Consider the following 20,077-nt stretch of genomic DNA (forward strand, 5'->3'; position numbering starts at 1 on the left):
GGGGAGTGTCAGTGCCAACCCGCGAACCGGGCGACGTCGTTGGAAAGGGCCAAGGCCATCATCAGCATCAGGATCAGCGCGCCTGCGCGCTGCAGTTGCCGTTGCCACCATTCGGAGACGGGGCGGCCACTCAGACCCTCGAAAAGATGATACATGAGGTGCCCGCCATCAAGCATGGGCAGCGGCAGCAGGTTGAGCACGGCCAGGCTGAGCGAAATCTTGGCCAGGAAGTCGAGGAACGGAGAGAGCCCGGCCTGTGCGGACTGTCCGGCATAGTCGGCAATGGTGAGCGGGCCGCTGAGATTCTTTACCGAAGCTTCACCCACGAGCATGCGCCCGAGCAGCCGGACGGTGGTGGCCGCCATGTCCCAGCTTTGCTCGACGCCGCGCCACAGGCCATCGAACAGGCCGTAGCTGACGAACACGCGCTCGGGCGGCGAGCCCACACTGACCTCCAGGCGTGCCACACGCTGGCCGCCCTCCTCCACCAGGCGAGGCGTCGCGGTGAGCTCCACCACCTGCCCCCCGCGCTCAACGCGCCAGGCCATGGGTCGGGGCTGATCACCGTCCCGCGCGTGGCGAATGGCGTCCCGCAGGAAGGCCACGTCCGGCACCCGCTGGCCGTCGATGGTCAGCACGCGATCGCCCGCCACGAGGCCGGCCTTCTCGCCCGCGCCACCCGGCACGACTTGACGGATCAGCGGCTCGCCCAGCGGCGCCAGACCGATGTCGCTGAACAGTCGCGCGTCCGGGGCGCGACCCGCGAGTTGGTCGGTGTCCAGACGCAGGCTGCGGGCGCTGTGGCCGCCCGGCGCCACCGCCGAGAGATAGATCGGCTCACCCAGCGCCTGGGCGCGGGCCACCGCGGACTGCAGGTCGGCCAGCGAAGTCACGTCCTGCCAGTCCTGCCCGTCAGCCGAGACCGCCTTCACAGCGTCGCCGGATAGCAGGCCGGCCCGTTCGGCCAGCGAACCCGCCGGCGGCGTACCGAGCACCGCTTTCGGCACCTCGCTACCCAACCAGGCCACGGCCGCGAACAGCACAATGGCCAGCACCCAGTTGGCCAGCGGCCCGGCCGCGACGATGGCCGCGCGCTGGCGCAGCGGCCGCTGGTTGAACGCCTGCTCGCGCTCGTGCGGAGCAACGACGCCATCACGCTCGTCCAGCATGCGCACATAGCCTCCCAGCGGCAACGCGCTGAGTGTGAACTCGGTGCCATCGCGGCCGACGCGACGCCACAGCACGCGGCCGAAACCAATGGAAAAGCGCAGCACCTTCACACCGCAGGCCCGGGCCACCCGGTAGTGCCCCCACTCATGCAGCGGTACCAGGATGCCGATGGCCACGAGGAACCAGAACGCCTTCTGGATCACATCCATGAAGCCACCTGGCGCAACGCCACGTCACGGACCCGCGCGTCGAGCGCCAGCAGGCCGTCAATGCTGCCGACATCACTGGCCGACAGCGCCACCGTACCCAGGCAGTGCTCGTTCAGCGCATGAATGCGGTCGAAGCGAAGCCGCCCATTCAAGAAGGCGTCCACCGCCACTTCGTTGGCGGCATTCAGCACCGTGGTGCTGCCCTCCGGCGCGCGCAGCGCCTGCCAGGACAGGTGCAGGCCCGGGAAGCGAACGGCGTCGGCCTCCTCGAAGCTCAGGCCCGGCGTGGCGAGCAGATCGAGCCGGCTGGCACCCGAGGTGATGCGTTCGGGGAAGGACAGACCGTAGGCGATGGGCACGCGCATGTCGGGCGTGCCGAGCTGCGCGAGGACGGACTGGTCGCGGCAGACCACCATCGAATGGATGATGCTCTGCGGGTGGATGAGCACGCGGATCTGCTCAGGCGTGAGATTGAACAGCCAGCGCGCCTCGATGACCTCGAGCGCCTTGTTCATCATCGTGGCCGAATCCACGGAGATCTTGCGGCCCATGACCCAGTTCGGATGGGCACAGGCCTGGTCGGGCGTCACGTCGGCCAGCGTCTTCGGATCCCGGGTGCGGAAGGGGCCGCCGGAAGCCGTCAGCACGATGTGATCCACGCGCTGCGCCCAGGTGCTGCGGTCCTCGGGCAGACACTGGAAGATGGCGGAATGCTCGCTGTCGATCGGCAGCAGCGTCGCACCACCGGCTTCGACGGCCTGCATGAACAAGGCGCCGCCGACGACGATGGCCTCCTTGTTGGCAAGCAGCAGGCGCTTGCCCGCGCGGGCCGCGGCGATAGCCGGCGCCAGGCCTGCCGCACCCACGATGGCCGCCATCACGGTGTCGACCTCCGGATGCGCAGCGATTTCGGCCAGCTTGTCGGCGCCGTCCAGCACCTGGGTGGCGCTGCCGGCGTCGCGCAGACGCTCACGCAGCCGTGCCGCCGCGGCCTGATCAGGCATCACGGCGAAGCGGGGCTTACAGGTCAGGCATTGCGCGAGCAACTCGTCGACACGGCTCATCGCGCTCAGCGCGACGATCTCGTAGCGGTCAGGATGGCGGGCGACGACATCCAGCGTATTGACGCCGATGGACCCGGTCGAGCCGAGGACGCAGACACGTTGGCGGTTCATAGGCTGATCAAGGCCAGGGCCAGCGGAAACACCGGCAGCAGCGCATCGATGCGGTCCAGCACGCCACCATGGCCCGGCAGCAGATGGCTGCTGTCCTTGGCGCCGACGGCACGCTTGACGAGGGATTCGAAGAGGTCACCCACCACGCTCATCGCGGTCAGGAACACGATGGCCAGCAGGGAAATCCAGCCATGGCGCTGCACCAGCAGCGTGAACAGGCTGGGGGAATCGACCGCCACGTTGACGTCGATGACATGCACCCAGGTGAAGCCCAACAGGATGACGCCTGCCAGGCCTCCCCAGACGCCTTCCCAGCTCTTGCCGGGGCTGATGCCTGGGGCCAGCTTGCGCTTGCCAAAGGCCCGCCCGCAGAAATATGCGGCGATGTCAGCCATCCAGACGAGGCAGAAGATCGACAGCAGGAAGTTGATGCCGTGCACCTTGGCCTGAACGATGGCCAGCCATGCGCCCCAGAGCAGCAAGGCCCCGAGGGCCAGGCGGGCGCCGCGGGCGATGCGCGGCCAGCCGGTCGGGCCGGCCTTCAAGGCGTAGGCGCCACCCAGCACCCAGGCCAGGCTGGCGATGGACCACACCCACGGCGGTGGCGCATGCAAGCCGCCAATGAGCAGCGTCCAGACGCAGGCCAGCGCCAGTGCCACGCCGGCCGCCAGCGCGCCAGTGCCTGGCAGGCCGTTCAGGCGCGCCCACTCCCAGCCTGCCGCCCCCATCAGCACGACCGTCACCCAGGCAAAGGGCCAGGGCGAGGCCTGGAACAGCACCGGCAACAGGATGGCCAGCAGGACGATCGCAGTGATGATTCGGGTCTTGAGCATGGCGCGGGAGTTTGGCGCGGCTCAGGCCGCGATGGGCGTTTCCTTGACGCCGCCAAACCGGCGGTCGCGCTCATGGAAGGCGGCGATGGCCGCGTCGAGCTCACGCTCGCCGAACTCGGGCCACAGGCAGTCGGAGAAGACAAACTCGGTGTACGCCGCCTGCCACAGCAGGAAGTTGCTGATGCGCACTTCGCCGCCGGTGCGGATGAACAGGTCAGGATCGGGTGCATAGCTCATGGCCATGAACTCCGAGAGCCGGGCCTCAGTGAGTTCCTCGGCCGGCACGCCCGCGGCAATCGCCTTGCGGCAGGCCTGCACGATGTCCCATCGCCCCCCGTAGTTGAAGGCCACGTTGAGCGTGAGCTTGCTGTTGTGCGCGGTGCTGGACTCCGCCTCGTTCCAGGCATTGCGAAGCTTGTCGGATACCGCGTCGCGGTCACCGACGATGCGGATGCGCACGCCCATCGATCCCATCTTCGCGAGGTAGCGACTGACCGCCGCGAGCACCAGGCCCATGAGGCCTGACACCTCGTCGCTCGGGCGCTTCCAGTTCTCGCTGGAGAAGGCGAAGACGGTGAGATGCTCGATGTCGCGGTCGATGCAGGCCTGGACGATCTTGACGAGGCTGTCCACGCCGGCCTTGTGGCCGAAGAAGCGCGGCAGGAAGCGCTTCTTGGCCCAGCGGCCATTGCCATCCATGACGATGGCCACGTGGCGCGGAGGCGCCGGACGGTCTTGCATCACGTCGTGGCGCGCGTTCAAACCGCCATGATCTCGGCTTCCTTGGCCGAGATCAGCTTGTCGATCTCGGCGATGACGCGATCGGTGAGCTTCTGCACATCGTCGAGGCTGCGGCGCTCGTCGTCCTCACCGATTTCCTTGTCCTTGAGCAGCTTCTTGGCCTGCTCGTTGGCATCGCGGCGCAGGTTGCGCACGGCGACCTTGGCATCTTCACCGGCGTTGCGCACGACCTTGGTCAGGTCGCGGCGGCGCTCTTCGGTCAGCGGAGGCATCGGGACGCGGATCAGGTCGCCCTGGGCCGAGGGGTTCAGGCCGAGGTCGCTTTCGCGGATGGCCTTCTCGATCTTGGCACCCATGCCCTTTTCCCAAGGCTGGACGGAGATGGTGCGGGCATCCAGAAGCGTGACGTTGGCCACCTGGCTGATGGGCACCATGGAGCCGTAGTAGTCGACGCTGACCTGGTCAAGGATGCCCGGGTGGGCGCGACCCGTGCGGATCTTCTGCAGTTCGCCCTTGAGTGCCTCGACGGACTTGGCCATCTTGGCTTCAGCGTTCTTCTTGATGTCTGCGGTGCTCATGATCTGTCTCTCGTCTTTCGATCAGTCTTTCGATCAAACGTGGACCAACGTGCCCTCGTCTTCACCCTGGACGACGCGCTTGAGCGCGCCCGCCTTGAAGATGCTGAACACCTTGATCGGCAGCTTCTGGTCGCGGCACAGCGCGAAGGCGGCGCCGTCCATGACCTGCAGGTTGCGGGTGATGGCCTCGTCGAAGCTGATGCGCGCGTAGCGCTTGGCCTCGGGGTCCTTCTTGGGATCGGCGGTGTAGACGCCGTCGACCTTGGTGGCCTTCAGGACGATCTCAGCGCCAATCTCTGCGCCACGCAGCGCGGCGGCGGTGTCGGTCGTGAAGAAGGGGTTGCCCGTGCCCGCAGCGAAAACCACCACCTTGCCCTCTTCGAGGTATTGCAAAGCCTTCGGGCGCACGTAGGGCTCAACGACCTGCTCAATGGCGATGGCGGACATCACGCGGGCCGTCATGCCTTCCTGGCGCATGGTGTCGGCCAGGGCCAGGGAGTTCATGACGGTGGCCAGCATGCCCATGTAGTCGGCGGTGGCACGGTCCATGCCGACCGAGCCGCCAGCCACACCGCGGAAGATGTTGCCACCGCCAATGACGACCGCGACCTCCACGCCCATCTGCGTCACTTCGCGGACCTCCTGCACCATGCGCACGATGGTCGCGCGGTTGATGCCGTAGGCGTCGTCGCCCATCAGGGCTTCACCGGAAAGTTTGAGCAGGATGCGCTTGTACGCGGGCATGGTGTCCTCGGGGTTTTAAGGCCTGTCGGGGCCGGAAGTTTAAAGGGCGCCAACTTGGCGCCCTTTCATTCAGCAAGAGTCTTTACTGACCCTTAGCAGCTGCCACCTGGGCTGCCACTTCGGCCGCGAAGTCATCGACCTTCTTTTCGATGCCCTCGCCCACCACGTACAGGGTGAAGCCCTTGACGGTGGTGTTGACCGACTTCAGGAAAGCGCCCACGGTCTGCTTGCCGTCGGCGGCCTTCACGAAGACCTGATCCAGCAGCGAGACTTCCTTCAGGAACTTCTGCACCGAGCCTTCCACCATCTTGGCGACGATGTCAGCCGGCTTGCCGGATTCGGCAGCCTTCTCGGTGGCGATCTTGCGCTCCTTCTCGACCAACTCGGCCGAAACGTCCGCACCCGACAGGGCGGCCGGCTTCATGGCGGCGATGTGCATGGCCACGTCCTTGGCAGCGACTTCGTCACCGTCGAACTGGACGACCACGCCGATGCGGGTGCCGTGCAGGTAGGTGGCCAGCTTGGTGCCGGTGTAGCGCTGGAAGCGGCGGATCGTCATGTTCTCGCCGATCTTGCCGACCAGGCCCTTGCGCACGTCTTCCACGGTCGGCCCGAAGCCTTCCTGCGACAGCGGCAGGGCCGACAGGGCGGCCACGTCGGCCGGGTTGTGCTCGGCCACCAGGCCAGCCAGGGCGTTCACGAAGGCCAGGAAGGCGTCGTTCTTCGAGACGAAGTCGGTCTCGCAGTTCACTTCGATCAGGGCGCCATTGCCGTTCACGACGGCCGACGACACCACGCCTTCGGCGGTGATGCGCGAGGCGGCCTTGCCAGCCTTGTTGCCCAGCTTGACGCGCAGGATCTCTTCCGCGCGGGCCAGATCGCCGTCAGCCTCGGTCAGGGCCTTCTTGCACTCCATCATCGGGGCATCGGTGCGGGCACGCAGTTCGCCCACCATGCTTGCAGTGATTGCAGCCATTTCTCTTCTCCAATTTTCAGTTGGCAAAAGGGGCCTCGCGGCCCCTTTCAGATGCAGGGTCGAAAGGGCTTACGCCTCTTCGGAAACCTCGACGAACTCGTCGCCAGCGGGGGCAACCGCAGCCAGCACGTCGGCAGTGGCGTTGGCCTTGCCTTCGAGCACGGCGTCAGCCACGGCGCGGGCGTACAGGGCCACGGCCTTGGCGGAGTCGTCGTTGCCAGGGATGACGTAGTCGATGCCTTCGGGCGAGTGGTTCGTGTCGACCACGCCGATGACGGGAATGCCCAGCTTCTTGGCTTCAGCCACGGCGATCTTGTGGTAGCCGACGTCGATGACGAAGATGGCGTCGGGCAGCGCGGTCATGTCCTGGATGCCGCCGATGTTCTTTTCCAGCTTGGCGATGTCGCGCTGGAACAGCAGGGCTTCCTTCTTGATGGCGGGCTGGGTGCCAGCCTCGACCTGGGCCTGCATGTCCTTCAGGTTCTTGAGGGAGGTCTTGACCGTCTTGAAGTTGGTCATCATGCCGCCCAGCCAACGCGAGTCGACGTAGGGCATGCCGGCGCGCTGGGCTTCAGTGGCGATGAATTCGCGGGCCTGACGCTTGGTGCCGATCATCAGGATCGTGCCGCGCTTGGCCGCCAGCTGGCGGATGAACTTCATGGCCTCGTTGAACGCGGGCAGCGTCTTCTCGAGGTTGATGATGTGGATCTTGTTGCGATGGCCGTAGATATACGGGGCCATCTTGGGATTCCAGAAGCGGGTTTGGTGGCCGAAATGGACGCCGGCTTCCAGCATCTCGCGCATCGTGACAGACATGGGTCTTCTCCGAAGGTTGGGTCTAAAATCCGGCCCGAATTGCGTTGCAGCGCCTTGAAACAACCGTTTCGAGTTCGCCGCAAACCACAACACCTTTGGTGGCCGGTTTGCGATTCGTTGCGACGGTGAGCGTCAAACCTTGACGACACGCCCTTCACAACCGTTTTTGCCGCCCGCCACCCGGTGTGGATTGACAGCTGAGTCGGCCCCAAACGGGAACCACCTCCGGCAAAACCCGCAGAGTATACACAACCCATGAGCTTCGCCCGCCGACGCCGACTGCCCGCTCACGCCAGCGCCCGAATCAAGCCCGTCCGCCAGGTGCAGCATTGAGCCGCCGGATCGCGGTGGTCGGCGCCGGGCTCGCCGGCGTCACGACGGCCTATGAACTCGCAGCTCTGGGTGCGCAGGTGCAGGTGTTCGAGCGTGGCGGCAGCGTGGCCGAGCAGGCGAGCTTTGCCTGCAGCGCCCTGCTCTCACCGGCCGTGCCGGCGCTGTCGACGGACCTGCCGAGCGCACCGCTGCGCTTTCGCCTGCGCCGCTGGCGCGCCCGCGGCAAGGCAGGCGATGCCAGCGCCCAGCTCGCTGCGCTGAGTCAGCTGAGCCTCGCGCGCACGGCCGCGCTGCGCCAGGAGCTCGGGCTGGAAGACGAAGCCAGCCAAGGTCTGCTGCTCGCACTGCCCGACGCCAAGCGCGTCGCCGCGGTTGAAGTCCGGCTTGAGGCGTGGAAGGCCATGGGCTTGAACGTCGACCTGATTGAGGCGGGCGAAGCAAGGCTGCGCGAGCCCGGCCTCAATCCAGACGCGCCACTCGCCGCCGCACTGGCGGTGGCTGGCGGCGGCGCCGGCAATGCGCGGCTGTTTGCGCAGCAATTGCGCCAGCAGGCGCGCCGCCTCGGGGTGACGTTCCGCTTTCACACGACGGTTCGCGGCCTGAGCAGCGATGGCACGGGCGTGACGCTGCGCCACGACTACACCCCGCCCGCCGAGGCGCCGACCCGTGGCACCGAGCGAGAGCCGGGGGACACCTTGCCGCAGGCACCAGGCATGCAGGACGAGCGCTTCGACGCCATCGTGCTGTGCAATGGCCTGGGTGCGGTCGCGCTGGCGGGTCAACGTTTGCCCCTGGCGGCGCTGCAGGAGGTCACCGTCACGGCGCCGTTGCGCCTGCTCGAAGCCCACCCCGACCTGGGCCCCAAGGCGGCCTGGGTGGACCCTGCGCGCGGCCTCACCATCACGCGCATCGGGCAGCGCGTGCGCGTGACCGGCGGGCTCGCCGTGACCGGGGTCCAGCACCGCCAGCCACCGGCCACGGCCGACTACGAAACCCTGCATCGCGGGCTGCAGCACTGGTTCCCCGGCTCTGTCCTGCACCAACAGGTGCAGCAAGGCATTAGCCGGCGCGCAGTGGCGCCGGACGGGCTCCCGCTGCTGGGAGCCGGCACCCAGCCCGGCCTGTGGCTGAACCTGTCCCCCGGCGGCAGCGGCTGGGGGCAGGCCTGCGGCGCGGCGCAGGCGCTGGCCCGCCAAGTCATGGGCGAGTCCGCCTTGCTGGACCTGAGCGCCCTCAGCCCGCAGCGACTGGCCTAAGCTCGGGGCATGCACCCGCTGCTGCCCACCCAACAATCGCTGCCGCTCTTCAATGTCGCTGCAAGCCGGCGCATCGAAGCCCGGGCCCTCCTCCACACGCCCGACCTGATGGCACGCGCCGGTTTGGCGGTGGCCAAACTCGCACTGGCCCTCAGGCGCGGGCCGGGTCCGATCTGGATCGTCTGCGGCCCCGGCAACAACGGTGGCGACGGGCGCGTGGCCGAGCAACTGCTCACTCGACATGGCGTAGGGACGCACATCGCTGCCACACCGCCTGAGCAGCCGGCCTTGGTGATCGATGCGCTGCTGGGCCTGGGTTTGAACCGCGCCCCATCGGCCGATATGGCGGCCACCATCACCGCCATGCAAGCCTGCGGCGCCCCCATCCTGGCCGTCGATCTACCCAGCGGCCTGCTGGCCGACACCGGGCAGGCGGCCGGCAACTGCGCCGTGCGTGCCGACCACACGCTGGCATTGCTCACGCTCAAGCCGGGCTTGTTGACGGGCGAGGGCCGAGCCCACACCGGGCAACTCTGGTTTGACGACCTCGGCGTCACCCCTGACGAGCCGCCCACCGCCCTGCTCCTGGGCCCGCCGACGCGGCCCGATCGCCGCCCGACCAGCCACAAAGGCAGCCACGGCGAGGTGCTGGTGGTCGGCGGCGCACCGGGCATGCAGGGCGCGGCCCGACTGGCTGCGCGGGCCGCCCTCGCCTGCGGCGCCGGTCGGGTGTACGTTGACCTGCTCGACCTGGCCGCGGACGAGGTCGCTGACCCCGTGCGACCCGAGCTGATGCGCGGGCGCCTGAGCCGCCTGCCACAGGCGGTCGGCGTGGTCGGCTGCGGCGCCGGGCACGGCATCGCCCATGACATGCCCGGCCTGCTGCACACCCTGCCCCGCCTGGTGATCGATGCGGATGCGTTGAATGCAATCGCTGCGGATGCCGATCTGCAGGATGCCGTGCGTCGTCGCCCGCCAGCCAGTACCGTGCTGACGCCCCATCCGCTGGAGGCGGCACGGCTGCTGGCCTGTGATGTGGCCAGCATCCAGTGCGACCGGCTGGCTGCCGCCACGGAGCTGGCGCGCCAGCTGCGATGCACTGTGGTGTTGAAGGGCTCGGGCAGCGTCGTCGCCTCACCCGGCGAATGCCCGGCGCTGTCAGGCAGCGGCGGCCCGGCGCTGGCGACCGCGGGCAGCGGTGACGTGCTGGCTGGCTGGTTGGGGGGCCTCTGGGCACAGCAGCCCGATGCGCCGGCGCATGCCATCGCCTGCCAGGGCGTGGAGGCCCACGGTCGCGCCGGCGAGGTGCCGGGCGTACTGTGCGCCGGCGATCTGATCGACCGCCTGGCGCACTGGCCCTGACACCCCGTCGCCGCCCGCTCAGCGGCGCTTGCGCGGGGCCGCCTTGGCCACCGTCTTGCGGGCTGCCTTGCCAGCCGCACGTTTGGCGGCCTGCTGGGCTGCCTTGACGGGATGCAAGGAAGCGATCACCTCCTTGCGGCTCTTCTTGACGTCACGGTCCGCCTGCCGCACTTCGTCCAGCGATTCGACGGCGGTCTTGGGCGCACGCTTCTTGGCCGCCTCCTGCCCGGGCGCCTTGCCTGGTGCTTTGCCTGAAGCTTTGCCGGACGACCTGCCCGAAGCCTTGGCCGGCGCACCCCGACCACCCACACGCACATCGTCCGCATCCCGCACGAGACGGAAGTCGATGCGCCGTCCATCCAGGTCGACGCGGCTGACCTGCACCTGCACGCGCGCACCGGTGGCGTAGCGGATGCCCGTGCGCTCGCCGCGCAGCTCCTGGCGGACGTCGTCGAACTTGAAGTACTCGCCGCCCAGCTCGGTGATGTGCACCAGGCCTTCGACGTAGAGGGCATCCAGCTGGACGAAGAGTCCGAACGACGTGACCGCGCTGACCGTGCCCGCGAACTCCTCGCCCAGGCGGTCACGCATGTAACGGCACTTCAGCCAAGCCTCGACATCGCGGCTGGCTTCATCGGCACGGCGCTCGTTGGCGCTGCAATGCGCGCCAACGACCTCCCAGCGCTCGGCCTCGTTGCGCGCCTCCGCCGGGTTGGGCGGCGCCGCGCGGCCGGGGCGCTTGGGCGCCTGCGGCACCTTCATCTTGGCCGCATCCAGTGTGTACTTCTTGCCCGCCAGCAATGCCTTGATCACCCGATGCACCAGCAGGTCCGGGTAGCGTCGGATGGGGCTCGTGAAGTGGGTGTAAGCCGGGTAGGCCAGGCCGAAGTGGCCGGAGTTGGTGCCGGTGTAGATGGCCTGCTGCATGGAGCGCAGCAACATGGTGTGGATCTGCTGCGCGTCAGGCCGGTCCTTCGTCGCCTGCGCGAGCTGCTGGAACTCCCGCGGAGACGGGTCATCCGAGATGCCCATGCCGATGCCGAGCGAGCGCAAGTAGGCCTGCAAGGTCTGCCGCTTCTCGGGCGTGGGCCCCTCGTGCACCCGATAGAGCGATGGATGCTTGGCGCCGGCGATGAAGTCTGCCGAGCATGTGTTGGCGGCGAGCATGGCCTCTTCGATCAGGCGGTGCGCATCGTTGCGGGTGCGCGGCACGATCTTCTCGATGCGGCCGTTGTCGTCGCAGACGATCTGCGTCTCGGTGGTCTCGAAATCGATCGCGCCGCGGCGCTGGCGCTCGCCCAGCAGCGCGCGGTAGACCTCGTGCAGATGCAGCAGGTGCGGCACCAACTCGCGGCGCTTGGCGGCCTCAGGCCCATGCGTGTTGCCGAGGATGGCCGCGACCTCGTTGTACGTGAAGCGCGCGTGCGAGCAGATCACGGCAGGGTAGAACTGGTAGGCCGTGACCGCACCGTCGCCGGAGACCAGCATGTCGCACACCATGCTCAGGCGGTCTTCGTAGGGGTTCAGCGAGCAAAGGCCGTTGGACAGCTTCTCCGGCAGCATCGGGATGACCCGGCGCGGGAAGTAGACCGAGGTAGCCCGCTCGTAGGCGTCGGCGTCCAGCGGCTCGCCAGGCTTCACGTAGTGAGACACGTCGGCGATGGCCACCAGCAGCCGCCAGCCCTCGAACGCCTTCTTGCCGCGCCCCTGCTTGAAGGGCTCGCAGTAGACGGCGTCGTCGAAGTCACGCGCGTCTTCTCCGTCGATGGTGACCAGCGGCACATCGCGCAGGTCGATGCGCTGCTTCAGATCGGCCGCTCGCAGCTTCTCCGGCAGCTTGGCGCTCTGGGCCAGGGTCTCGGCGCTGAACCGGTGCGGCACGTCGTACTTGCGCACCGCAATCTCGATCTCCATGCCCGGGTCATCGATCTCACCGAGCACCTCGACCACGCGGCCGACGGGCTTGGAATACAGCGAAGGCGGCTCGGTCAATTCCACCGCCACCACCTGCCCCGCGGTGGCGTTGGCGATGCCGTTCTTGGGGATGAGGATGTCCTGACCCATGCGCCGGTCTTCGGGTGCGACGAGCCAGACGCCCGACTCCAGCAGCAGCCGGCCGATGAGGGGTCGCTTCTTGCGCTCCAGGATCTCCAGCACGCGCCCCTCGGGCCGACCGCGCTTGTCAAAGCGCACGACCCGCACCCGCAAACGGTCGCCGTGCATGACGGCATGGGTCTCTTGCGCCGAGAGATAGATGTCGGCCGAGCCGTCATCCGGAATCAGGAATCCATGGCCGTCACGATGGCCCTGCAGCGTGCCCTCGACTTCGCCGAGCAGACCGGCGCCGTCGCCCGCGGGCGAGGAATTTGTGTTCTTCAAGTTTTTGATGATATAGTCTCGGTTTTCCTGAAACGGCTCAGGTCTTCAACAGAAGTCTTGAGCACCTTGCCCAGGTGGCGGAATTGGTAGACGCACTAGTTTCAGGTACTAGCGGGTAACTCCGTGGAGGTTCGAGTCCTCTCCTGGGCACCAAAACAAAAGCAAAAAGGCCAGCACGCAAGTGCTGGCCTTTTTGCTTTTGGTGCCCAGGAGAGGACTCGAAGGGCGCGTCGTTGCGGACCGAGGGCAGGCCCTGCGGCCTGCCCGACGCCGCAGCGAAGGTCTGGCGCCTGCAAGCGCCAGACCGGCCGCCCGGCCCGCGGGACGCGGGCGAGTCCCCGACGATGCGCCCTCGATGGGCGCTTCGTCGAGTGGTGGCACAAACCGAGCTCTCGATCCGCGCCACGAGTGACACCTCAGACAACAAACTTCTTCGCCAACTGCTCCGGCCCCATGCCGTCGTACTCCTCGAACGGCTGGTGGATCCACGGCGAGGTTTCCAGCATCTCGCAGTAGTAGTCCGGCGTGTAGGCCGACACCTTCTTGGTCCAGATGACCGCCGAGCGCAGCTCGGTGATCGCCGGCATGCCGCGCAGGCGTTCCACCACGGCCTTCAGCGTCACGCCCGAGTCGGCGAGGTCATCCACCAGCAGCACGCGACCAGCCAGCTCGCCCTTGGGCATCGTGATGTACTTGGCCATGTCCAGGCGACCCTGGATGGTGCCGGCTTCAGCGCGGTACGAGCTCGTGGACATGATGCCCAGCGGCTTGTCGAAGACGCGCGACAGCACGTCACCCGGGCGCATGCCGCCACGGGCCAGGCAGAGGATCTGGTCGAACTCCCAGCCCGACGCGTGCACCTTCAGCGCCAGGCGCTCGGTGAGCAGGTGGTACTCGTCCCAGGAAACGTAGAGGTGCTTGCCGTCGTCGGTCAACATGGTGGTGTTGTCTCCGTGATGAGATGAAGGTTGGACGCTTGAGAGGCCGTGATCAGGCCGAGTAGGGATGGCGCAGCACGATGGTGTGCTCGCGGTCGGGGCCGGTCGACACCATGTCGATCGGCGCGCCGATGACCTCTTCCACGCGCTTGAGGTAGGCGCGAGCATTGGCAGGCAGTGCGTCCCAGGACGTCACGCCGAAGGTGGTTTCCGTCCAGCCGGGGAAGGTTTCGAAGACCGGCGTGCAGGCCTCGATCTCATCGGCATCCAGCGGCAGGATGTCCAGCAGCTGGCCGTTGAGCTGGTAGCCGACGCACATCTTGATCTCGCTCAGGCCGTCCAGCACGTCGAGCTTGGTCAGGCACAGGCCGGTGATGCCGTTGATGATGATGGAGCGCTTGAGCGCAGCGGCATCGAGCCAGCCGCAACGGCGGGCGCGACCGGTCACCGTGCCACGCTCCTGGCCGACGGTGGACAGGTGATAGCCCACGGTGCCGGGCTGCTCCCAGTCGAGCTCGGTCGGGAAGGGACCGGAGCCCACGCGCGTGGTGTAGGCCTTGGTGATGCCCAGCATGTAGTGCAGCAGCTGGGGGCCCACGCCGGCACCAGCGGCCGCATTGCCGGCGACGCAGTTGCTGGACGTCACGTAAGGGTAGGTGCCGTGGTCGATGTCCAGCAGCGTGCCCTGGGCGCCTTCGAACAGGATGTTCTGGCCCGCCTGGTGCGCCTTGTGGATCATGTAGCCCACGTCAGCCAGCATCGGCTTGATGGCCTCGGCCATCTTCATGGCCTGCTCGAAGATCGGCTCGAACGCCAGCTCTTCGGACTTCAGGTAGCCCTTGAGGGCGAAGTTGTGCAGGTCCAGCAGCTCGCGCAGCTTCTTGGCAAAGCGCTCGGGGTGCTTCAAGTCCTGCGCGCGCAGCGCACGGCGGGCGACCTTGTCTTCGTAGGCCGGGCCGATGCCCTTGCCGGTGGTGCCGATCTTGCCGCTGCCGCTCGTCTCGCGCAGGGCTTCGCGAGCCTTGTCCACGGCCACGTGGAAGGGCAGGATCAGCGGACAGGATTCGCTGATGTACAGGCGCGAGCGCACCTCCACACCGGCGGCTTCCAGGCGCTCGATCTCGGTCAGCAGATGGGTCGGGTCCAGCACCACGCCGTTGCCGATGTAGCAGGCCACGCCGTCACGCATGATGCCGCTCGGGATGAGCTGCAGCGCGGTCTTCACCCCCTTGATGACGAGCGTGTGGCCGGCGTTGTGGCCGCCCTGGAAGCGCACCACCCCTTGGGCATGGTCCGTCATCCAGTCCACGACCTTGCCCTTGCCCTCGTCACCCCACTGGGTGCCGACGACGACCACATTGCGTCCACGCGCGGTTTGGCTCATGTTGATTGCCTGTCTTGCTTGAAATGGAAGAGTGGGCGCCGCGCCTTACAGCGCACGGACAACCCACTGAGTGTGCTCGCGAACCAGTTCGCGGTCACAGTCGAATTCATCGGCTTCGTGCTCATGACCGGGCAGAACGCACACCACGGTCTCGCCTTGTTCACGCAGCGCCCGAATGGCGGCGCGCAGGGCCGCATCGTCGCCCCAAGGCGCACGCACCGCAGCCCGAAGCGGGGTGGACGGCGCCAGCGTCACCAGCGTCTTGAGATCCAGGCTGAAACCGACCGCCGGGCGGCGGCGGCCGAAGGCGGCGCCGACCTCGTCATAACGACCGCCCCGCAGCACGGCATCGGAGCAGCCCGCGGCATAGGCGGCGAAGCGGATGCCGGTGTAGTAGGCATAGCCCTGCAGATCCGCGAGGTCGAAGCCCAGCTTCACCTCGGGATGCACCGTGGACAAATGGCCAGCCAGCCAGTCGAGGTCAGCCAAGGCGGCCTTCACCAGCGGATGCGCCGGCAACCGGCGCGCAGCCTCGACCAGCACCTCGCGGCCCCCGAAGAGACTGGGCAGCGCCAGCAGCGCCTCGCGGGTCGCAGCCGGCATGGCCGTGGTCAATTCGGCCAGCACACCCATGTCCTTCGCGGCCAGAGCTGCGGTCAGTGCCGTCAGCACATCAGGCGGCAGCTTCACGCCGTCGAGCACGCCCTGCAGCAGGCGTGCATCACCCAGGTCCAGCATGACGTCGCTCAGGCCGGCACGGCGCAGCGCGTCGAGTGCGAGTTCATGGACTTCCAGGTCAGCTTCCAGGCCGGCATGACCGTAGACCTCCACGCCGAACTGCAAAGGCTCGCGGCTGGTGTTCAGGCCATCAGGGCGGGTGTGGGCCACGGGGCCGCAGTAGCACAGGCGCGTCACGCCGCGGCGGTTCAGCAGATGGGCGTCGATGCGGGCGACTTGGGGCGTGGTGTCGGCACGCAGGCCGAGCGAACGGCCGGACAGTTGGTCAACTAGCTTGAAGAGCTTGATCTCGGAGCCGCTGCCCGTGCCGGACAGCAAGGAGTCAAGGTGCTCGAGCAGCGGTGGGATGATCAGCTCGCAGCCATAGCCACGGGCCATGTCGAGCAGTTCTCTACGCAGCTCTTCGATGCGGCGCGCCTGCGAAGGCAGGACATCGGCGATGTGCTCGGGCAGCAGCCAAGCAGAGGACATGGGCGCAGGCTAGGCGGTTAAAAACGGCATTGTACCTATGCCCTCCCCGCTTGCCACGCCCGTCGAGCGTTCGGATCAGTGCAACCAGGCCAGTCCGAGCAGCCCCATCAACACGCTGGCCAGCCCGATGAAGCGGATCTGGCCATCGCTCAGTGCGAGGATGCGACTGAACACCTCGCGCCACCGCGCCGGGCTGGCAAGGGGCATCAGCCCCTCGATGATCATCACCAGCGCCAGCGCCGTGAGCAGTTCCGTCACTTGCGGGCGGGGGCGGCCGGTGCGGCACCCGGGCCACGCAGGGTCTTGAAGAAGTCGCTGCTCGGGTCGACGACCATCACGTCGTTCTTGCTCTTGAAGCTGGCCTTGTAGGCGGTCAGCTGGCGGTAGAACTGGGCGAAGTTGGGGTCGCGACCAAAGGCTTCCGCGTACAGCTCGGAGGCCTTGGCATCGCCCTCACCCATGATCTTCTGGGCATCGCGATAAGCCTCGGCCACGATGACTTCACGCTGGCGGTCGGCATCGGCGCGGATCTTCTCGCCCTCGGCAGCGCCCGTGGAGCGGGTTTCGTTGGCGACGCGCTTGCGCTCGGACTCCATGCGACGGTAGACCGAGTCGGTGATGGTCGACGCAAAGTCGACGCGCTTGATGCGAACGTCCACCACCTCGATACCGAACTGCTTGGCCTCGTCGGCCAGGCGCTTGCGAACGTCGTTCATGACCTTCTCGCGCTCGGTCGACAGCACGGCGATGACGGTGCGCTTGGTCACCTCTTCGTTGAATGCCGCCTGCACGATGGGCGCCAGGCGGTTGTCGACGTTGCGCATGTCGGCACCGCTGTTGCGGATGAACTGACGCGGCTCAGCCACGCGCCACTTGATGAGCCAGTCGATGACCAGGCTCTTCTTCTCGGCCGTGAAGATGGGACGGGACTCCGGGCTGTCCAGGGTCTGCACGCGGCGATCCAGCATGACGACGTTCTGGACGGGCGGCGGCGCCTTGAACTTCAGGCCCGGCTCGGTGATAACTTCCTTGATCTCGCCCAGCGCGTAAATGACGGCGAACTGGCGCTGGTCGACGATGAAGAGCATCGAGGACAGCAGCATCAGGACGACGATAGCGCCGGCGACGAAGGCGGCAATGCGGTTCATGCGGTGAATCCTCGATCAGCGGCCGTCGCGGCTGCGCTGGTTGTCACGGCTGCGCGGGTCGGCAGCCGCCGGCAGGGTCTGGGGCTCGGGCACGGTGGTCGTGGCCGCCTGGGGCGGTGACACGGTCACGCTGCTGTTTTGCTGCAGCAGCTTGTCCAGCGGCAGGTAGAGCATGTTGGAGCCGCTCTTGGTGTCCACCATCACCTTGCTCACATTGCTGAACACTTGCTGCATGGCATCGGTGTAGAGCCGGTCGCGCGTGACCTGCGGTGCCTTCTGGTACTCGGCCAGCACGGCCTTGAAGCGCTGCGCGTCACCCTCGGCGGTCGCGATCACGCGGGCCTTGTAGCCCTCAGCCTGCTCGCGCAGACGCGCGGAATCACCGCGGGCGCGCGGGATCACGTCGTTGGCATACGCCTGGGCCTCGTTCTTCAACTGCTCGCGGTTGGCGTTGGCCTTGAAGGCGTCTTCGAAAGCCGCCTGCACCTGCTCGGGCGGCTGCACGCTCTGCACGTTGACGTTCTTGATCTGGATGCCGGCCTTCAGGCGGTCCAGCTGAGCCTGGATCGACTTAATCAGGTCAGCCGCGATGGCATCGCGCTGCTCGTAGAGCACCGAGTCCATCGTGTTCTTGCCGACGATCTCGCGAACGGCCGACTCGGCGGCCAGCAGCACGGCCTGCTCGGGGTCGCGGTTCTCGAACAGAAAGTCCCGCAGGTCACGGATGGTGAACTGCACCGTGAAGCGGATGTCCACGATGTTCTCGTCCTGCGTCAGCATGGACGAATCGCGCAGCCCCGTGGCCGACACGATGGAGCTGCGCCCCACTTCGACCTGGCGCAGTTGCGACACCGGCTGCACCTCGTGCGCCTGGAAGGGATAGGGCAAGCGCCACTGGAAGCCCGCCTCCACCGTCTTGCTGTACTTGCCGAAGGACGTAATGACGCCCTGCTGGCCTTCCTGCACGATGAAGAAGCCGCTGGCCAACCAGCCCAGCACCACCACACCGGCGATCAGGCCGATGCCGATGCCGGCGCCCTTCATGTCGGGCGAACCACCGCCACCGCTGCCGGGGTTGGACGGGCCGCTGGGCTTGCCGCCGAACATGCCGGAGAGCTTGCGGTTGAAGTCCCGCCAGAGCTCGTCAAGGTCGGGCGGGCCGTCGTTGCGACCGTTGTTCAGCAGCCGGCCGGCAGCGCGTGCCACAGGCGTCAGCAGACGCTGGGCCCACGGGCTGCGGGGCTGGGGGTGAGGAGTGCTGCTCATGCCTGTGATGGTTCTTGTGAAGAGGACTCGGGGTCGGACGGATCGACGTCGAAACGTGGGTCCCGCTCGTCGGGAATCAAGGGCTGGGCCTGCATGGCCGTTGCGATCAGCTGGCGCAGCTCGGGCAGGCCGGTGCCGCTCAGCGCACTGACGAAGACGCGCGGCGTGGGCTCGGTGCTGCCGGCGCTGCGCAGCATCGCGTCCACGATCTCGCGCGGGCGTTGGTCGTCAGCCAGCAGGTCCTGTTTGTTGTACACCAGGATCTGGGGCACGTCGGCAGCGCCGATCTCGGCCAGCACCTTCTCGACCTCGGCCATCTGCTCTTCCAGCACCGGGCTGGAGGCATCGACGACATGCAGCAGCAAGTCGGCATCAGCGGCCTCCTGCAACGTCGCGCGGAAGGCCTCGACGAGCTTGTGCGGCAGGTCGCGGATGAAGCCCACCGTGTCGGACAGTGACACGCTCGCGCCGGCCTGCTCCAGGTAGAGCGAGCGCGTGGTGGTGTCGAGGGTGGCGAAGAGCTGGTTGGCCGCGTAGGTGCGCGCCTTGACCAGGGCGTTGAAGAGCGTGCTCTTGCCGGCATTGGTGTAGCCGACCAGTGACACCTTGAACACGCCGTTGCGCGAGCGTGCCTTGCGCTGGGTGCCGCGCTGGCGCTGCACCTGCTTGAGCCGCTCCTTGGTCTTCTTGATGCGGTCGTCGATCATTCGACGGTCCAGCTCGATCTGCGCCTCACCCGGGCCGCCGCGCATACCGATGCCGCCGCTCTGGCGCTCCAGGTGGCTCCAGCGTCGCACCAGGCGCGTGGCCAGGTACTGCAGCCGGGCCAGCTCGACCTGCAGCTTGCCTTCGTGGCTTTGTGCCCGTGCCGCGAAGATCTCCAGGATCAACGCGGTGCGGTCGGCCACCGGCACGCCGAGCACACGCTCCAGGTTGCGCTGCTGGGCAGGGGAAATGGCCTGGTCGAACAGCACCGTGTGGGCCTGATGGGCCTGCACGAGCAGCTTGATCTCGTCGGCCTTGCCGGAGCCGACGAACAAGGCCGCGTCCGGCGCGGGCCGGCGGGCGATGACCTTGGCGACCGGTGTATCGCCCGCCGATTCGGCAAGCAGGGCCAGTTCATCGAGAGTCTCGTCGAAGCCCTGGGCGGCATTGCGCCGACCGAAATCGACGCCCACAAGAATGGCGCGCGCCGCCTCGGAGGGCGGCGTCGCGGAAGTGGCTGGGGTCGAGGACAAGGGGGCGGTGATCAGGCGTCCGCGGGAGCGTCGCCAGCGTGGAAGTTGACCGCACGGCCCGGCACCACGGTGGAGATGGCGTGCTTGTAGACCATCTGGGTCACGGTGTTGCGAAGCAGCACGACGTATTGGTCAAACGATTCGATGTGGCCCTGGAGCTTGATGCCGTTGACCAGGTAGATCGAGACGGGCACATGCTCCTTGCGCAGCAGGTTCAAAAAGGGGTCCTGCAAAAGTTGGCCTTTGTTGCTCATCGGTATGCTCCGAGTTATCGGGGGAGGTGGGGACTACGGGTTAGACCTTAACACACGGTCCCGAAGAG

19 protein-coding genes and 1 tRNA gene are annotated in these 20,077 nt (G+C 67.2%); 3 read left to right on the top strand and 17 right to left on the bottom strand.

Annotated elements, in window-relative coordinates:
- Window positions 1-8: 8 nt before the first annotated feature.
- The 8 genes from rseP to rpsB all read right to left on the bottom strand — a co-directional run bounded on the left by rseP (window position 9) and on the right by rpsB (window position 7,242).
- Window positions 9-1,373 (bottom strand): RIP metalloprotease RseP, encoded by a 1,365-nt coding sequence (gene rseP / locus CDO81_RS03895; protein WP_420893079.1) that lies wholly within the window; start codon window positions 1,371-1,373, stop codon window positions 9-11.
- Window positions 1,370-2,554 (bottom strand): 1-deoxy-D-xylulose-5-phosphate reductoisomerase, encoded by a 1,185-nt coding sequence (gene ispC / locus CDO81_RS03900; RefSeq protein WP_088481822.1) that lies wholly within the window; start codon window positions 2,552-2,554, stop codon window positions 1,370-1,372. Before ispC ends, rseP begins: the two co-directional genes overlap by 4 nt.
- A complete protein-coding gene (locus CDO81_RS03905; protein ID WP_088481823.1) occupies window positions 2,551-3,387 on the bottom strand; it encodes a phosphatidate cytidylyltransferase in 837 nt (278 codons plus the stop codon). The genes ispC and CDO81_RS03905 overlap by 4 nt, the downstream gene beginning before the upstream one ends.
- A 21-nt stretch (window positions 3,388-3,408) precedes the next feature.
- Window positions 3,409-4,128, bottom strand: coding sequence for a polyprenyl diphosphate synthase (gene uppS / locus CDO81_RS03910; protein ID WP_088482431.1), 720 nt, complete (start codon window positions 4,126-4,128; stop codon window positions 3,409-3,411).
- Window positions 4,129-4,145: 17 nt separating this feature from the next.
- Window positions 4,146-4,706: a ribosome recycling factor gene (gene frr / locus CDO81_RS03915; RefSeq protein ID WP_088481824.1), complete on the bottom strand. Its 561-nt coding sequence runs from the start codon at window positions 4,704-4,706 to the stop codon at window positions 4,146-4,148.
- 33 nt (window positions 4,707-4,739) lie between these two features.
- Window positions 4,740-5,450, bottom strand: coding sequence for a UMP kinase (gene pyrH / locus CDO81_RS03920; protein WP_088481825.1), 711 nt, complete (start codon window positions 5,448-5,450; stop codon window positions 4,740-4,742).
- 82 nt (window positions 5,451-5,532) lie between these two features.
- Complete coding sequence (tsf, locus tag CDO81_RS03925) at window positions 5,533-6,426, bottom strand: translation elongation factor Ts (protein WP_088481826.1); 894 nt, start codon at window positions 6,424-6,426, stop codon at window positions 5,533-5,535.
- Window positions 6,427-6,495: 69 nt separating this feature from the next.
- Window positions 6,496-7,242, bottom strand: coding sequence for a 30S ribosomal protein S2 (rpsB, locus tag CDO81_RS03930; RefSeq protein WP_088481827.1), 747 nt, complete (start codon window positions 7,240-7,242; stop codon window positions 6,496-6,498).
- Window positions 7,243-7,571: 329 nt separating this feature from the next.
- Here rpsB and CDO81_RS03935 point away from each other — a divergent pair, with 329 nt between their 5' ends.
- Together CDO81_RS03935 and CDO81_RS03940 are read left to right on the top strand one after the other, a co-directional pair.
- Window positions 7,572-8,831: an NAD(P)/FAD-dependent oxidoreductase gene (locus CDO81_RS03935; protein WP_158218155.1), complete on the top strand. Its 1,260-nt coding sequence runs from the start codon at window positions 7,572-7,574 to the stop codon at window positions 8,829-8,831.
- 9 nt (window positions 8,832-8,840) lie between these two features.
- Window positions 8,841-10,193, top strand: a complete 1,353-nt coding sequence (locus tag CDO81_RS03940; protein WP_088481829.1) for an NAD(P)H-hydrate dehydratase — start codon at window positions 8,841-8,843, stop codon at window positions 10,191-10,193.
- 18 nt (window positions 10,194-10,211) lie between these two features.
- Here the strand turns inward: CDO81_RS03940 and rnr are convergent, their stop codons facing one another.
- Window positions 10,212-12,572, bottom strand: a complete 2,361-nt coding sequence (rnr, locus tag CDO81_RS03945; protein ID WP_088481830.1) for a ribonuclease R — start codon at window positions 12,570-12,572, stop codon at window positions 10,212-10,214.
- Window positions 12,573-12,640: 68 nt separating this feature from the next.
- Here rnr and CDO81_RS03950 point away from each other — a divergent pair.
- Window positions 12,641-12,725, top strand: a tRNA-Leu gene (locus CDO81_RS03950).
- Between the two features lie 263 nt (window positions 12,726-12,988).
- Here the strand turns inward: CDO81_RS03950 and CDO81_RS03955 are convergent.
- The 8 genes from CDO81_RS03955 to hfq form a co-directional block, all read right to left on the bottom strand.
- The gene (locus tag CDO81_RS03955) at window positions 12,989-13,510 is read right to left on the bottom strand and encodes a phosphoribosyltransferase (RefSeq protein ID WP_088481831.1); all 522 of its coding nucleotides are present in this window, start codon (window positions 13,508-13,510) and stop codon (window positions 12,989-12,991) included.
- 52 nt (window positions 13,511-13,562) lie between these two features.
- Window positions 13,563-14,894 carry an adenylosuccinate synthase gene (locus CDO81_RS03960; protein WP_088481832.1) on the bottom strand — a complete coding sequence of 444 codons (1,332 nt, stop codon included), beginning with the start codon at window positions 14,892-14,894 and terminating at the stop codon, window positions 13,563-13,565.
- 45 nt (window positions 14,895-14,939) lie between these two features.
- Window positions 14,940-16,103, bottom strand: a complete 1,164-nt coding sequence (locus CDO81_RS03965; RefSeq protein ID WP_088481833.1) for an ATP phosphoribosyltransferase regulatory subunit — start codon at window positions 16,101-16,103, stop codon at window positions 14,940-14,942.
- A 75-nt stretch (window positions 16,104-16,178) separates the two neighbouring features.
- Window positions 16,179-16,361: a DUF2065 domain-containing protein gene (locus CDO81_RS03970; protein ID WP_277596085.1), complete on the bottom strand. Its 183-nt coding sequence runs from the start codon at window positions 16,359-16,361 to the stop codon at window positions 16,179-16,181.
- Complete coding sequence (hflC, locus tag CDO81_RS03975) at window positions 16,358-17,251, bottom strand: protease modulator HflC (protein WP_088481834.1); 894 nt, start codon at window positions 17,249-17,251, stop codon at window positions 16,358-16,360. The genes CDO81_RS03970 and hflC overlap by 4 nt, the downstream gene beginning before the upstream one ends.
- A gap of 15 nt (window positions 17,252-17,266) precedes the next feature.
- Window positions 17,267-18,517 (bottom strand): FtsH protease activity modulator HflK, encoded by a 1,251-nt coding sequence (hflK, locus tag CDO81_RS03980; RefSeq protein WP_088481835.1) that lies wholly within the window; start codon window positions 18,515-18,517, stop codon window positions 17,267-17,269.
- Entirely contained in the window at window positions 18,514-19,755 is a 1,242-nt protein-coding gene (gene hflX, locus CDO81_RS03985; protein ID WP_193466480.1) for a GTPase HflX, read from the bottom strand. Before hflX ends, hflK begins: the two co-directional genes overlap by 4 nt.
- Window positions 19,756-19,766: 11 nt before the next feature.
- Window positions 19,767-20,009 (bottom strand): RNA chaperone Hfq, encoded by a 243-nt coding sequence (gene hfq / locus CDO81_RS03990; RefSeq protein ID WP_056198163.1) that lies wholly within the window; start codon window positions 20,007-20,009, stop codon window positions 19,767-19,769.
- Window positions 20,010-20,077 lie beyond the last annotated feature (68 nt).

It is taken from the genome of Roseateles puraquae (assembly GCF_002205845.1).
In the GTDB taxonomy this organism is placed as follows: Bacteria; Pseudomonadota; Gammaproteobacteria; order Burkholderiales; family Burkholderiaceae_C; genus Pelomonas; species Pelomonas puraquae.